Origin of the sequence: Bacillus sp. JJ783 (assembly GCF_036963225.1) — a bacterium.
GTDB lineage: Bacteria > Bacillota > Bacilli > Bacillales > Bacillaceae_G > Bacillus_A > Bacillus_A cereus_U.
Genome location: NZ_JBALMG010000037.1, coordinates 96,306 through 111,677, shown reverse-complemented (window position 1 = coordinate 111,677; position 15,372 = coordinate 96,306). Strand labels below are relative to the sequence as shown.

Here is a 15,372-nt window from a genome sequence, read left to right as displayed (position 1 = left end):
ATTTGTATATGGTCTACTAGGGTGGTACCGCGGGAGACTTTCTCGTCCCTTTTTGGGGATGAGAGGTCTCTTTTTTATTCCCTTTTTTAAGGTCTGTCGTTTATATATTTAAGGAGGAATTGAGCATGGAGTACAAAAATACATTACTAATGCCAAAAACAGAATTCCCGATGCGTGGGAATTTACCGAAACGCGAGCCTGCAATGCAAGAAAAATGGGCTGAAGTGAATATTTATGAAAAGGTACAAGAACATACGAAAGGTCGTCCTTTATTTGTACTACATGATGGACCTCCATATGCAAATGGTGACATCCATATGGGACACGCACTAAATAAAGTGTTAAAAGACTTTATTGTTCGTTTTAAATCAATGACAGGATACTGTGCACCATATGTGCCAGGTTGGGATACGCACGGTTTACCGATTGAACAAGCTTTAACGAATAAAGGTGTAAAGCGTAAAGAAATGACAGTTGCTGAGTTCCGTAAGTTATGCGCAGAGTATGCATATGAACAAGTAGAACGTCAACGTGAACAATTTAAGCGTTTAGGTGTACGTGCAGATTGGGATAATCCATACATTACTTTAGAGCCTGCTTATGAAGCACAGCAAATTAAAGTGTTTGGTGACATGGCGAAAAAAGGTTATATCTATAAAGGTCAGAAACCTGTTTATTGGTCTCCAACAAGTGAATCTGCTTTAGCAGAAGCTGAAATTGAATACCAAGATAAAAAATCAGCATCTATTTACGTAGCATTCCCTGTAAAAGACGGAAAGAACGTATTAGAAGGTGATGAGAAGTTCATTATTTGGACAACAACACCTTGGACGTTACCTGCAAACTTAGGTATTTCTGTTCATCCAGAACTTGAATATGCTATTGTGAACGTAAATGATGAGAAATATATTATTGCTTCTGAACTATTTGAGACAGTTGAAAAAACGTTAGAGTGGGAAAATGCTGAAGTTGTGAAAACGGTAAAAGGTAGCGAACTTGAGTATACAGTTGCAAAACACCCATTCTACGATCGTGATTCTTTAGTTATGCTAGGTGACCACGTTACAACAGATGCTGGTACAGGTTGTGTTCATACAGCACCAGGACACGGGGAAGACGATTTCCTTGTTGGTAAGAAATATGGTTTAGAAGTTCTTTGTCCAGTTGATGACAAAGGTGTGTTAACAAATGAAGCACCTGGATTTGAAGGTCTATTCTATGATAAAGCTAATAAACCAATTACGGAAAAGTTAGAAGAGGTAGGCGCGTTACTAAAATTAACATTTATTACGCATTCATACCCACATGATTGGAGAACGAAAAAACCAATTATTTTCCGTGCAACAGCACAGTGGTTTGCATCTATTGAAGCGTTCCGTAAAGAATTATTACAAGCTGTTGAAGAAACGAAATGGGTGCCAGCATGGGGTGAGACTCGTCTTCATAATATGGTTCGTGACCGTGGTGATTGGTGTATTTCTCGTCAACGTGCATGGGGTGTACCAATTCCAGTATTTTATGCGGAAAATGGAGACCCAATTATTACAGATGAAACAATTAGCAATGTAGCAGATTTATTCGGTGAACACGGTTCTAACGTATGGTTCGAGCGTGAAGCGAAAGATCTATTACCAGAAGGATTTACACATCCAGGTAGCCCAAATGGTGAATTCCGTAAAGAAACAGACATTATGGATGTATGGTTTGATTCAGGTTCTTCTCACCAAGCGGTATTAGAAGAGCGTGATGATTTACAACGTCCAGCAGATTTATATTTAGAAGGATCTGACCAATATCGTGGTTGGTTTAACTCTTCATTATCAACAGCAGTTGCTGTAACAGGTAAAGCACCGTATAAAGGTGTTCTAAGCCACGGTTTCGTACTAGATGGTGACGGACGTAAAATGAGTAAGTCGATTGGAAACATCGTCGTACCGAAGAAAATTATGGATCAATTAGGCGGAGATATTTTACGCTTATGGGTTTCTTCTGTTGACTATCAATCTGATGTACGTATTTCAGATGATATTTTAAAACAAGTAGCAGAAGTATATCGTAAAATCCGTAATACATTCCGTTTCTTATTAGGAAACTTAGATGACTTTAATCCAGGTGAAAATAAAGTGGCGGCAGCTGAGCTTCGTGAAGTGGACCGTTACATGTTAGTAAAATTAAATGACTTAATTACAAAAGTGAAAGAAGCATATGAAGCATATGACTTTGCAGCAGTATATCATGCAATCCATAACTTCTGTACAATTGATTTAAGTTCATTCTATTTAGACTTTGCGAAAGACATTTTATATATTGAAGGTGCAAATCACCAAGATCGCCGCGCAATTCAAACAGTATTATATGATGTTCTTGTTGCATTAACAAAACTTGTAACACCAATCTTACCTCATACAGCTGATGAAGTATGGCCTTATGTTCCTGGTGCAGAAGAAGAGAGCGTACAGTTAACTAATATGCCAGAAGTTGTAGAAGTAGATGGTGCTGAAGCGTTAAAAACAAAATGGGATGCATTTATGACGTTACGTGATGACGTATTAAAAGCGTTAGAAGTCGCTCGTAATGAAAAAGTAATTGGTAAGTCATTAAATGCAAGTATTACACTATATCCGACTGCAGAAATGAAAGCTATGTTAGAGTCTATTAGTGAAGACTTAAAGCAACTATTTATCGTTTCTGAGTATAAACTTGGTGGTATGATAGAAGAAGCGCCAGCAGATGCGCCTAAGTATGAGCATACAGCGGTTGTTGTAGCTCAGGCAACGGGTGACACATGTGAACGTTGTTGGGTTGTTTCAGAAACAATTGGTAAAGATGCGGAACATGAAACATTATGTGAGCGTTGTGCAACGGTTGTTAAAGAAAATTATGTAAAATAATAGAAAAACTGACTGCTCATAATAGCAGTCAGTTTTTTGTTGATGATATATCGAAATAACTTTCACTCTCTTTCCTATGAAGGAAAAATGTGTGTGAGGTAAGCGTGGAAATTTCGGACACACTAATTGTACATTGCAGCTGGGAGGAATGTACACGTGAATGAAATTTATATGGAAATAAAAGAAGAATTGCAATTGATGAGAAAAGAGTTGCAAGATAGACTGGCGAAAGAAGTAATGCACACATACTATATGGAATTTGGGCAAGAACTTGGATACGAAATAAAGGAAGAGACAAAGAAAAAATTGCTATTACATGATATAAAAGAGGATTTAAAAGATGTAGAACGTGCATTGTTTAAAATGGAAATAGACATGTACGGTATTTGTGAAGAAACTGGGAGAGCGATTCCTACAAAACAAATGAAAACAATGCCGACTGCTCGTACTATTCATGAATTTTTCTATGAAAAGGTAAATGTATGAGTGCGCACAACGATATTATGTTACCTTTTTTCAATTTATTTTATTCTTCCGTAAAGGTTCATTGTGAAAAGATAGCAGCTATGCTAAAATTTTGAGGTACACTGTCTTTGTGGGGGAAATGAAAATGATATATTATGTAATAGCGTTATTTGTCATTGCCATCGATCAAATATCGAAGTGGCTAATTGTAAAGAACATGGAATTGGGTACGAGCATTCCGATTATCGATAATGTATTATACATAACATCACATCGAAATAGAGGAGCTGCCTGGGGTATTTTAGAAAATAAAATGTGGTTTTTCTACATTATTACAGTCATTTTCGTAGTATTTATCGTATTTTATATGAAAAAATATGCGAAAACGGACAAGCTTCTAGGTATTTCATTAGGTCTAATTTTAGGCGGAGCAATTGGCAATTTTATTGATCGTGTATTTAGACAAGAAGTAGTGGATTTCATTCACGTGTATATTTTCTCGTACAACTATCCAGTATTCAATATAGCTGACTCAGCATTATGTATTGGAGTTGTATTAATTATTATTCAAACAGTATTAGAAGGAAAGAAAACGAAGGAGTAATTGAATGAGTGAAGTAGTACAAGTAACAGTTGCAGAAGAACAAAAAAGCGAGCGAATTGATAAATTCGTTGCAGAAATAAACAGTGAATGGTCACGTTCACAAGTGCAGCAATGGATTAAAGATGCTGTTGTGACAGTAAATGGGAAATCAGTTAAAGGGAATTATAAAGTAAAAGGAAATGATGAAATTACAGTAACAATTCCCGAGCCAGAAGAGTTAGATATTCAACCGGAAGATATGAATTTAGAAGTTTATTATGAAGATGCCGATGTACTAGTTGTAAATAAGCCGCGTGGCATGGTAGTACATCCAGCACCAGGGCATACGAAAGGTACGCTTGTAAACGGACTTATGCATCATTGTACAGACCTATCAGGTATTAACGGTGTAATGCGTCCTGGTATAGTACACCGTATTGATAAGGATACATCTGGATTATTAATGGTTGCTAAAAATGATGTGGCGCACGAATCACTTGTAAATCAACTTGTAGCAAAAACGGTAACAAGACGCTACAAAGCGATTGTACATGGTGTAATTCCACATGATAAAGGAACAATTGATGCTCCAATTGGTCGTGATAAAAAAGAACGTCAAAGTATGACCGTTGATGAAAATGGTAAGAATGCTGTTACACATTTCCAAGTGTTAGAGCGATTTAAGGATTTCACACTTGTAGAATGTCGCTTAGAAACGGGACGTACACACCAAATTCGTGTTCATATGAAATATATTGGTTATCCACTTGCAGGGGATCCGAAGTATGGTCCGAAGAAAACATTAGATATGAATGGACAAGCACTTCATGCAGGGATTTTAGGTTTCGATCACCCTCGTACTGGTGAATATATTGAGTTTGAGGCACCGATTCCAGAAGTGTTTGAAGAAGCGCTAAATATTTTACGGAAATAGTATTGACAAATCATAAGAAAACTGAGATACTGACAACAGTTAAATAATGATCCTTTAACACAGCCCCGTGAGGTTGAGAAGGTAACGGTTTGAAATACTTAGGGTATGTTGTACCCTTTTTTCAAAAGTCCTCTCGCACACGCTGAGAGGACTTTTTTTATACCATTACTCTCACGCAAGAAAAAAAGCTTGGAGGTGTAGAGCATGCAAGAGAAAGCTGTAGTTTTAGATGACCAAATGATTCGCCGCGCTTTAACACGAATTAGTCATGAAATCGTGGAACGAAATAAAGGTGTCGATAATTGTGTTCTTGTCGGAATAAAAACACGTGGAATTTTTATTGCACAACGTTTGGCAGAACGAATTGGTCAAATTGAAGGAAAAGAGATGGAAGTAGGAGAGTTAGATATTACGTTATATCGTGATGATTTAACACTACAATCGAAACATAAAGAACCACTTGTAAAAGGTTCTGATATTCCTGTAGATATTACGAAGAAAAAAGTTATCCTTGTGGATGATGTGTTATATACAGGAAGAACAGTTCGAGCAGCAATGGATGCTCTTATGGATTTAGGTAGACCATCACAAATCCAATTGGCTGTTCTTGTTGATAGAGGTCATCGTGAATTACCAATTCGCGCTGATTATGTAGGAAAGAACATTCCAACATCTAGTGAAGAGCGTATCGAAGTTGATTTGCAAGAGACAGATCAACAAGATCGAGTAAGCATATACGATAAGTAAAGCCCTTTTAAATGTAGTCCTGTGAGGCTGCCAAAGGGTCTTGGCTTTCATATGTCAAATTTGGCATACGAAAGTGTAGGACTCTTTGTGCACAGGCACAAAGAGTTTTTTTATTGCAAAAATCAAAACTGAAGGAGGATGTAACAATGGAGCAAAAGCCAGTGTTAGACATTCATGAAGTACCGAAACCGGGAAAATGGTTATTATTAAGTATACAACATTTGTTCGCGATGTTTGGATCAACAGTGCTTGTTCCGTTTTTAACAGGACTGAATCCATCAGTAGCTTTAATATCAAGTGGATTAGGAACGCTAGCGTTTCTTCTAATAACGAAAGGTCAAGTACCAGCATATTTAGGATCATCATTCGCCTTTATTGCACCAATTATTACAGCGAAAACAGCAGGTGGACCTGGAGCAGCGATGCTTGGTGGAATGCTTGCGGGACTTGTGTACATCTTAATCTCACTCGGAATTAAGAAATCTGGGTCAGAATGGATTATGAAATTACTTCCGCCAATCGTAGTTGGACCAGTCGTAATGGTAATCGGTTTATCTTTAGCACATACAGCAGTGAACATGGCGATGAACGGTGCGGATGGTAAGTATAGCATTACACACTTTTCAGTAGCATTAGTAACATTAGCAATTACAATCATTTGCTCCATATTCGGGAGAGGGTTTTTCAGTATCATACCAGTGCTACTTGGAATCATCGGCGGGTATATATTCGCTTACTTCCAAGGGCTAGTAGATTTAAAGCCAGTAGCTGAGGCGAAATGGTTTGTCATACCAGATTTCACAGTACCGTTTGTAACATACACTCCGGAGTTTTCATGGAAAATTGTACTCTTAATGGTACCAGTTGCACTTGTAACAATTTCAGAACATATCGGACATCAAATTGTACTTGGAAATGTTATTAAAAGAGATTTAATTGAAAAACCAGGTTTACATCGTTCAATCTTCGGTGATGGGGTAGCAACATTGATCGCATCACTAATAGGAGGACCACCGAATACAACATATGGTGAAAACATCGGTGTGCTAGCAATTACGAGAGCATACAGTGTATACTTATTCATCGGTTCAGCAGTGTTCGCAATCATGTTTGGATTTATCGGGAAGATTTCAGCACTGATTCATTCGATTCCAACACCGGTTATGGGTGGTGTATCAATCTTACTCTTCGGTGTAATCGCATCAAGTGGTTTACGCATGATGGTAGACGATAAAACAGACTTAGGTGACAAACGAAACTTAATGATTGCATCAGTTATACTAGTAATCGGTATTGGCGGGGCGGTACTACACGTAGGTGAATCGTTCCAAGTAGAAGGAATGGCACTAGCAGCAATTGTAGGTGTACTATTAAATCTACTACTACCAGAGACAAAACAAACAAATAAAACAAAACAATCTAAGCAGATTGCTTCATAAAAATAACCTTTTAATTCAGTCCTGTGAGATAGAAAAGGGTGGCTACTTTAACGCACCCTAGTCTCAAAGGCTGGGGTATTTTTATGCAGTTATTGTTATATAAATTCAATGATGTTATCATAAAAAACAGAAAGATGAGGGATGACGATGAGCCATTTGTTAACGATGAGTGAATTATCGGAACAAGAAATTTCAGAAATCCTAAAAGACGCAGAAAATTTCGCGAATGGAAAAGAGAGAAAAACGACAGAGCAAACATTTGTTGCGAACTTGTTCTTTGAGAATAGTACGAGGACGAGATTTAGCTTTGAAGTTGCTGAGAAGAGATTAGGACTTGAAGTATTAGACTTTTCCGCAGATGCATCTAGCGTACAAAAAGGAGAAACTTTATACGATACGATAAGAACACTAGAATCAATCGGAACAAAAGCGGTAGTCATCCGCCATGAGCAAGATCGTTACTTCGATGAATTAAAAGATCAGGTGAATATCCCAATCTTGAACGCTGGAGATGGATGTGGAAATCATCCAACGCAATGTCTACTCGATCTTCTAACAATTAAACAAGAGTTTGGAAGATTTGAAGGTTTGAAGATTGCAATAGTTGGGGATGTTCGTCATAGCCGAGTAGCACGTTCTAATGCAGAGGCATTAACGAAACTGGGCGCGACAATTTACTTTGCAAGCCCAGAAGAGTGGAAAGATGAAGAGAACACATTTGGAACGTACAAGAGTTTAGATGAACTTGTTCCAGAAGTGGATGTGCTGATGTTACTTCGTGTACAACATGAGCGTCATGACCATTATGAAACAGACATTATGAAAGAGTATCACGAGCAACATGGGTTAACAGTTGAAAGAGAAAAACGTATGAAAGAAGGAAGCATTATTATGCATCCAGCCCCTGTAAACCGTGATGTTGAAATTGCGAGTGAACTTGTCGAGTGTGAACGCTCACGCATATTTAAGCAAATGGAAAACGGGGTCTACGTAAGAATGGCTGTACTAAAACGCGCATTACCAAATGTATTAGGAGGAATGAAACATGAATTATTTGTTTAAAAACGGTCGTTATATGAATGAAGAAGGAACAATTGTAGCAACAGATCTTCTTGTACAAGACGGTAAAATTGCGAAGGTAGCAGAAAATATTACGGCAGATAATGCTGAAGTAATCGATGTAAATGGAAAGTTAATCGCACCTGGATTAGTAGATGTACACGTTCATCTTCGTGAACCAGGTGGTGAACATAAAGAAACAATTGAAACAGGAACACTTGCAGCAGCAAAAGGTGGATTTACTACAATTTGCGCAATGCCAAACACACGCCCAGTACCAGATTGTAAAGAACATATGGAAGACCTGCAAAAGCGTATTAAAGAAAAAGCACATGTAAATGTATTACCATATGGAGCCATTACAGTACGTCAAGCAGGTTCTGAAATGACTGATTTTGAAACGTTAAAAGAACTTGGAGCGTTTGCTTTCACTGATGATGGCGTAGGCGTGCAAGATGCAAGCATGATGTTAGCTGCTATGAAGCGTGCATCGAAATTAAATATGGCAGTTGTTGCACACTGTGAAGAGAACACACTTATTAATAAAGGATGTGTACATGAAGGGAAGTTTTCTGAGAAACACGGATTAAACGGTATCCCATCAGTATGTGAATCCGTACATATTGCCCGGGACATCTTACTTGCGGAAGCTGCAAATTGTCACTATCACGTGTGTCACGTAAGTACAAAAGGATCTGTACGTGTAATCCGTGATGCGAAACGTGCTGGAATTAAGGTGACAGCAGAAGTAACACCGCATCACTTAGTATTATGTGAAGATGATATCCCATCGGCTGATCCTAACTTTAAAATGAACCCGCCGCTTCGAGGAAAAGAAGATCATGCAGCGTTAATTGAAGGACTATTAGATGGAACAATTGATATGATCGCAACTGACCATGCACCGCATACTGCAGAAGAGAAAGCGCAAGGGATTGAAAGAGCACCGTTCGGAATTACTGGGTTTGAAACAGCATTCCCACTTTTATATACGAACCTTGTGAAAAAAGGAATCATTACATTAGAGCAACTAATTCAATTCTTAACAGAAAAACCGGCTGACACATTCGGTTTAGAAGCAGGGCGCCTAATAGAAGGTAGAACAGCTGATATTACAATTATCGATTTAGAACAAGAAGAAGAAATTGATCCAACAACATTCTTATCAAAAGGAAAAAATACACCATTCGCAGGTTGGAAATGCCAAGGTTGGCCGGTTATGACAATCGTTGGTGGTAAGATCGCATGGCAAAAGGAGAGTGCATTAGTATGAAAAGACAACTTATCTTAGAAGATGGAACAGTATTAATTGGAAAAGGTTTCGGAGGAGAAATCGAAAAGTCAGGTGAGGTTGTATTTACAACTGGGATGACTGGATATCAAGAAACTTTATCTGATCCATCATACTGCGGTCAAATCGTAACATTTACGTATCCATTAATCGGAAACTACGGCATTAACCGTGATGATTTTGAATCAATTCACCCATCTGTAAATGGTTTAATCGTAAACGAAATTTGTGATCATCCATCAAACTTCCGTAATGAAATTTCGTTAAATGATTACTTGAAAGAAAGAAATATTCCAGGATTAGCAGGAATTGATACGAGAAAATTAACAAGAAAAATTCGTCAATATGGAACTTTACGCGGACGTCTTTGCAATATGGATGTGGATGTAGAGGACATCGTTAGTCAACTGAAAGCAACTGTCTTTACAGATCATGTGAAACGCGTATCAACAAAAGATCCATATCCAAGTCCAGGCCGTGGTCATCGCGTTGTACTTGTAGACTTCGGAATGAAACATGGTATTTTACGAGAATTAAATAAGCGTGATTGTGATGTAATTGTTGTACCTTACAATACAACAGCAGAAGAAATTCTACGCCTTAGCCCAGATGGAATTATGTTAAGTAATGGACCTGGGGACCCAAAAGATGTACCAGAAGCAATTGAAATGTTAAAAGAAATTATTGGTAAAGTTCCTTTATTCGGGATTTGCCTAGGACATCAATTGTTCGCCCTAGCATCTGGTGCGAATACAAGTAAGTTAAAATTCGGTCACCGTGGTTTAAATCATCCAGTAAAAAATCTTGCAACTGGAAAAGTAGCAATTACATCTCAAAACCATGGTTACGCAGTAGAAGAAGAATCAGTTGGAAATACAGAACTGGAAATTACACATGTTGCTTTAAATGATGGAACAGTAGAAGGTCTTCGTCATACGAAGTTCCCAGCATTTACAGTGCAATACCATCCAGAAGCTTCTGCAGGACCAGAAGATGCAAATGATTTATTCGAAGATTTCTTAGCAATGATTGAAAACTTCAAGAAAGAAGGGGAAGAGTTATGCCAAAACGCCTAGACATTAACACAATTTTAGTAATCGGATCAGGACCAATTGTAATTGGGCAAGCAGCAGAGTTTGATTACTCTGGTACACAAGCTTGTCAATCTCTTAGAGAAGAAGGTTACAAAGTAATCCTTGTTAACTCTAACCCAGCAACAATTATGACAGATACTGCAACAGCAGATAAAGTATATATAGAACCATTAACACTAGAATTCGTAAGCCGTATCATTCGTAAAGAACGTCCAGATGCAATCTTACCAACATTAGGTGGTCAAACAGGCCTGAATATGGCTGTTGAACTTGCGAAATCAGGCATACTTGAAGAGTGCGGAGTTGAAATTTTAGGAACAAAATTATCAGCAATCGAGCAAGCCGAGGATCGTGACTTATTCCGTACATTAATGCAGGAATTAAATGAACCAATTCCATCTAGTACGATTATTCATACGCTGGAAGAAGCACATGAATTTGTAAAAGAAATTGGTTATCCAGTTATTGTTCGCCCAGCATTTACAATGGGGGGAACAGGTGGCGGAATCTGTAATAATGAAGAAGAACTAATTGAAATCGTATCAGGTGGATTAAAACATAGTCCAGTAACACAATGTCTATTAGAAAAGAGTATTGCTGGTTGTAAGGAAATTGAATATGAAGTAATGCGCGATTCGAATGATAACGCGATTGTAGTATGTAACATGGAAAATATCGATCCGGTTGGGGTTCACACAGGTGATTCTATCGTTGTAGCACCGAGCCAAACATTAAGTGACCGTGAGTATCAAATGTTACGAAACACTTCATTAAGAATTATTCGTGCATTAGGAATTGAAGGTGGATGTAACGTTCAGCTTGCACTTGATCCACATAGCTTCCAATACTATGTAATCGAAGTAAACCCGCGTGTGAGTCGTTCGTCTGCACTAGCATCTAAAGCAACTGGATATCCAATTGCGAAGCTAGCGGCAAAAATTGCAGTCGGTTTAACATTAGATGAAATTGTAAACCCAGTAACACAAAAAACATACGCTTGCTTCGAGCCAGCATTAGACTATGTTGTTTCAAAAATTCCACGTTGGCCATTTGATAAGTTTGAATCAGCAAACAGAACACTTGGTACACAAATGAAGGCAACTGGTGAAGTTATGTCAATCGGACGTAACTTAGAACAATCATTATTAAAAGCGATCCGTTCTTTAGAGCTTGGCGTTTATCACCTAGAGTTAGACCACTTAAAAGAGCTTGATAAAGAAACGATGAAAAAGCGTATTATAAAAGCTGATGACGAGCGTCTGTTCGTTGTAGCAGAAGCAATCCGTCAAGGTGTAACGAAAGAAGAAATCAACGAATGGTGTGAAATGGACTTCTTCTTCTTACAAAAAGTTGAAAATATCGTAAACATGGAACGCGAAGTAAAAGCGAATGTAGGAAATATGGAAGTGTTACAATCTGCGAAAGAAATGGGCTTCAGTGACCATTACATCGCCAATGCTTGGAACAAAACAGAGCGTGAAATTTACGATATGCGTAAAGAAAGCAATATGACTCCTGTTTATAAGATGGTAGATACTTGTGCGGCAGAGTTTGAATCAGCAACACCATACTACTACAGCACATATGGTGACGAGAATGAATCGATTGTAACAGATCGTAAGAGTGTAGTTGTACTAGGATCTGGTCCAATCCGTATTGGTCAAGGTGTTGAGTTTGATTATGCAACAGTTCACTCTGTATGGGCAATAAAAGAAGCTGGATATGAGGCAATCATTGTTAATAACAACCCAGAAACAGTTTCAACAGACTTCAGTATTTCTGACAAATTATACTTTGAACCATTAACAATCGAAGATGTAATGCACATTATCGATTTAGAAAAGCCAGAAGGTGTTATCGTCCAATTCGGTGGACAAACGGCAATTAACTTAGCAGCTAAATTAGAAGCACACGGTGTGAAAATCTTAGGAACATCACTTGAAGATTTAGACCGTGCAGAAGATCGTGATAAGTTTGAAGCAGCTTTAACAAAGCTTGGTATCCCGCAGCCAGTTGGTAAAACAGCAACGACTGTAGAGCAAGCAGTAGCGATCGCTGACAAAATTGGTTACCCAGTATTAGTAAGACCATCTTACGTACTAGGTGGACGTGCGATGGAAATCGTATATCGTCAAGAAGAATTACTGCACTACATGAAAAATGCGGTTAAAGTTCACGCAGATCACCCAGTATTAATCGACCGTTATATGGTTGGTAAAGAAATTGAAGTAGATGCAATTTCAGACGGTGAGAATGTATTCATTCCAGGTATTATGGAACATATCGAACGCGCTGGAGTTCACTCTGGGGATTCAATTGGAGTATATCCACCACAGAGCTTATCTGAAAAACTAAAAGAACAAATTATTGAACATACAATTGCGCTTGGAAAAGGTTTAAACATTGTTGGATTACTAAACATTCAGTTTGTAGTATTCAAAGATGAAGTGTATGTAATTGAAGTAAATCCACGTGCGAGCCGTACAGTACCATTCTTAAGTAAAATTACAGGCGTACCAATGGCGAATGTCGCAACGAAAGTTATTTTAGGGCAAAACCTTGTAGAACAAGGATATGGAACAGGCTATCACCCAGAAGAGAAAGAAGTGTATGTAAAAGCACCGGTATTCTCATTTGCGAAACTACGCTCAGTTGATACAACATTAGGACCTGAAATGAAGTCAACAGGGGAAGTAATGGGGAAAGATTTAACGCTTGAAAAAGCATTATATAAAGGACTTGTTGCTTCAGGAATTAACATTCCGACGCACGGATCAGTAATCATCACTGTAGCGGATAAAGATAAAGAAGAAGCGCTGGAAATTGCAAAACGCTTCCATGAAATCGGCTATAACTTATTAGCAACAGCAGGAACAGCACAATCGCTAACAGAACAAAACATTCCGGTGCAAGTTGTAAACAAAATTGATTCTGAAGACTACAACTTACTTGATATTATCCGTCAAGGGAAAGCACAGTTTGTAATCAATACATTAACAAAAGGAAAACAACCAGCGCGTGATGGTTTCCGCATTCGCCGTGAATCAGTAGAAAATGGTGTGGCTTGCTTAACATCACTTGATACAACGAGAGCAATCTTGAGAGTATTAGAATCTATGACATTCTCAGCTCATTCAATGAAAGAAATTACGCAAACGAAGCGTCACGAGGTGGTACATGCATGATGCAAAAGCAAAATATGATCGTCGTTAACCAAAAAGAAATTGCAAAAAACATTTACGAATTAGTGCTTCAAGGGGATTTAGTGCAGCAAATGAACAATCCAGGGCAGTTTGTACACATTAAGGTAGCAGAGGGCATTACGCCCCTTCTGCGCCGCCCAATTAGTATTTGTAATGTCGATCAAGACAAGAACGAATTTACAATGCTATATCGTGCGGAAGGACAAGGAACAAAAACATTAGCGAAAAGAAAACAAGGTGAACTTGTAGATGTGTTAGGACCACTTGGGCATGGATTTCCTGTAGAAGAAGCGGAATCTGGACAAACGGCTCTATTAGTTGGTGGGGGAATTGGTGTACCACCACTATATGAATTGTCACAGCGTCTTGTAGCAAAAGGGGTACGCGTTATTCACATCTTAGGTTTCCAAACGAAAGATGTTGTCTTCTATGAAGCGAAATTCGCAGAGCTTGGTGATACGTATGTTGCAACAGTTGATGGTACACATGGTACAAAAGGGTTTGTAACAGATGTAATTGATAGCTATGGAATTGACTTTGACATTCTCTACTCATGTGGACCTTTAGCGATGCTTCGTGCATTAGAAGGACGCTATAAGGAGAGAAAAGCCTACATTTCATTAGAAGAACGTATGGGCTGTGGCATCGGAGCATGTTTCGCGTGTGTATGCCATTTACAAGCAGATCCGAGTGGACATTCTTACAAGAAGGTGTGTAGTGACGGACCAGTATTTCCAATCGGGGAGGTTGTACTATGAACAGATTGCAAGTTGAATTACCAGGGTTATCATTAAAAAATCCAATCATCCCAGCATCTGGTTGCTTCGGATTTGGTCGTGAGTATGCACAGTTCTATGATTTAAGTGTACTTGGATCAATTATGATTAAAGCGACAACAGAACAACCTCGTTATGGAAACCCAACGCCTCGTGTTGCTGAAACACCAGGCGGAATGCTAAATGCAATCGGGCTTCAAAATCCTGGATTAGAAAAGGTAATGAATTCTGAATTACCTTTTCTCGAGCAATTTGATCTTCCGATTATTGCAAACGTTGCGGGTTCACAAGCTGAGGATTACGTAGCGGTTGCGAAGGCAATTTCAAAGGCACCTAATGTTCATGCGCTAGAATTAAATATTTCTTGTCCAAACGTAAAAACGGGTGGTATCGCTTTTGGTACAAATCCTGAAATTGCTGCTGATTTAACGAAGCGAGTAAAAGAGGTTTCTGAAGTACCGGTATATGTGAAATTGTCACCGAACGTGGCAAACATTGTAGAAATTGCAAAAGCAATTGAAAATGCGGGTGCGGACGGTTTAACGATGATTAATACATTGCTTGGTATGCGTCTAGATTTAAAAACTGCAAAACCAATTTTAGCAAACCGTACGGGCGGACTATCAGGGCCTGCGATTAAGCCAGTAGCAATTCGTATGGTACATGAAGTAAGTCAAGCGGTTAATATTCCGATTATCGGAATGGGTGGTATTGAAACAGCGGAAGATGTAATTGAATTCTTCTATGCTGGTGCAAGCGCGGTTGCAGTTGGAACGGCAAACTTTATTGATCCGTTCGTATGTCCGACAATTATTGAAGAATTACCAGCATTACTAGATGAATTAGGATTTGATCACATTTCGGAATGTCAAGGAAGGAGCTGGAAGTAA

The 15,372-nt window shown here is 38.5% G+C and carries 12 protein-coding genes and 1 other annotated feature (1 of these 13 cut by a window edge); all 12 genes read left to right on the top strand.

Going from position 1 to position 15,372, the window contains the following annotated elements; translation table 11 throughout:
- Positions 1–53 (top strand) — a binding site (T-box leader) (it extends 172 nt beyond the left edge of the window).
- A gap of 72 nt (positions 54–125) precedes the next feature.
- The 12 genes from ileS2 (at position 126) to pyrD (ending at position 15,372) form a co-directional block, all read left to right on the top strand.
- On the top strand, positions 126–2,891 hold the full coding sequence (gene ileS2, locus V7038_RS08055) for an isoleucine--tRNA ligase (RefSeq protein WP_335469792.1): 2,766 nt from the start codon (positions 126–128) through the stop codon (positions 2,889–2,891).
- A gap of 156 nt (positions 2,892–3,047) precedes the next feature.
- Positions 3,048–3,377, top strand: a complete 330-nt coding sequence (locus tag V7038_RS08050; protein WP_002111422.1) for a hypothetical protein — start codon at positions 3,048–3,050, stop codon at positions 3,375–3,377.
- Between the two features lie 124 nt (positions 3,378–3,501).
- Complete coding sequence (gene lspA, locus V7038_RS08045; RefSeq protein WP_002111421.1) at positions 3,502–3,960, top strand: lipoprotein signal peptidase LspA; 459 nt, start codon at positions 3,502–3,504, stop codon at positions 3,958–3,960.
- A 4-nt stretch (positions 3,961–3,964) separates the two neighbouring features.
- Complete coding sequence (locus V7038_RS08040) at positions 3,965–4,873, top strand: RluA family pseudouridine synthase (protein ID WP_002111420.1); 909 nt, start codon at positions 3,965–3,967, stop codon at positions 4,871–4,873.
- Between the two features lie 204 nt (positions 4,874–5,077).
- Positions 5,078–5,620, top strand: a complete 543-nt coding sequence (gene pyrR / locus V7038_RS08035) for a bifunctional pyrimidine operon transcriptional regulator/uracil phosphoribosyltransferase (RefSeq protein ID WP_001156489.1) — start codon at positions 5,078–5,080, stop codon at positions 5,618–5,620.
- 146 nt (positions 5,621–5,766) lie between these two features.
- Positions 5,767–7,059, top strand: coding sequence for a uracil permease (uraA, locus tag V7038_RS08030; RefSeq protein WP_002111419.1), 1,293 nt, complete (start codon positions 5,767–5,769; stop codon positions 7,057–7,059).
- A gap of 147 nt (positions 7,060–7,206) precedes the next feature.
- Positions 7,207–8,121 carry an aspartate carbamoyltransferase gene (pyrB, locus tag V7038_RS08025; protein WP_002111418.1) on the top strand — a complete coding sequence of 305 codons (915 nt, stop codon included), beginning with the start codon at positions 7,207–7,209 and terminating at the stop codon, positions 8,119–8,121.
- Complete coding sequence (pyrC, locus tag V7038_RS08020; protein ID WP_002111417.1) at positions 8,105–9,391, top strand: dihydroorotase; 1,287 nt, start codon at positions 8,105–8,107, stop codon at positions 9,389–9,391. Before pyrB ends, pyrC begins: the two co-directional genes overlap by 17 nt.
- Positions 9,388–10,485 carry a carbamoyl phosphate synthase small subunit gene (locus V7038_RS08015; RefSeq protein WP_002111416.1) on the top strand — a complete coding sequence of 366 codons (1,098 nt, stop codon included), beginning with the start codon at positions 9,388–9,390 and terminating at the stop codon, positions 10,483–10,485. Before pyrC ends, V7038_RS08015 begins: the two co-directional genes overlap by 4 nt.
- Positions 10,470–13,688, top strand: coding sequence for a carbamoyl-phosphate synthase large subunit (gene carB / locus V7038_RS08010; protein WP_002111415.1), 3,219 nt, complete (start codon positions 10,470–10,472; stop codon positions 13,686–13,688). Before V7038_RS08015 ends, carB begins: the two co-directional genes overlap by 16 nt.
- Positions 13,685–14,464 carry a dihydroorotate oxidase B electron transfer subunit gene (pyrK, locus tag V7038_RS08005; RefSeq protein ID WP_002111414.1) on the top strand — a complete coding sequence of 260 codons (780 nt, stop codon included), beginning with the start codon at positions 13,685–13,687 and terminating at the stop codon, positions 14,462–14,464. Before carB ends, pyrK begins: the two co-directional genes overlap by 4 nt.
- Positions 14,461–15,372, top strand: a complete 912-nt coding sequence (pyrD, locus tag V7038_RS08000) for a dihydroorotate oxidase B catalytic subunit (protein WP_002111413.1) — start codon at positions 14,461–14,463, stop codon at positions 15,370–15,372. The genes pyrK and pyrD overlap by 4 nt, the downstream gene beginning before the upstream one ends.

Coding starts and splice junctions, on each gene's coding strand:
- ileS2 (WP_335469792.1), top strand. CDS start 126: ATGGAGTACAAAAATACATTACTAATGCCAAAAACAGAATTCCCGATG.
- pyrC (WP_002111417.1), top strand. CDS start 8,105: ATGAATTATTTGTTTAAAAACGGTCGTTATATGAATGAAGAAGGAACA.
- lspA (WP_002111421.1), top strand. CDS start 3,502: ATGATATATTATGTAATAGCGTTATTTGTCATTGCCATCGATCAAATA.
- uraA (WP_002111419.1), top strand. CDS start 5,767: ATGGAGCAAAAGCCAGTGTTAGACATTCATGAAGTACCGAAACCGGGA.
- V7038_RS08040 (WP_002111420.1), top strand. CDS start 3,965: ATGAGTGAAGTAGTACAAGTAACAGTTGCAGAAGAACAAAAAAGCGAG.
- carB (WP_002111415.1), top strand. CDS start 10,470: ATGCCAAAACGCCTAGACATTAACACAATTTTAGTAATCGGATCAGGA.
- V7038_RS08015 (WP_002111416.1), top strand. CDS start 9,388: ATGAAAAGACAACTTATCTTAGAAGATGGAACAGTATTAATTGGAAAA.
- pyrR (WP_001156489.1), top strand. CDS start 5,078: ATGCAAGAGAAAGCTGTAGTTTTAGATGACCAAATGATTCGCCGCGCT.
- pyrK (WP_002111414.1), top strand. CDS start 13,685: ATGATGCAAAAGCAAAATATGATCGTCGTTAACCAAAAAGAAATTGCA.
- pyrB (WP_002111418.1), top strand. CDS start 7,207: ATGAGCCATTTGTTAACGATGAGTGAATTATCGGAACAAGAAATTTCA.
- pyrD (WP_002111413.1), top strand. CDS start 14,461: ATGAACAGATTGCAAGTTGAATTACCAGGGTTATCATTAAAAAATCCA.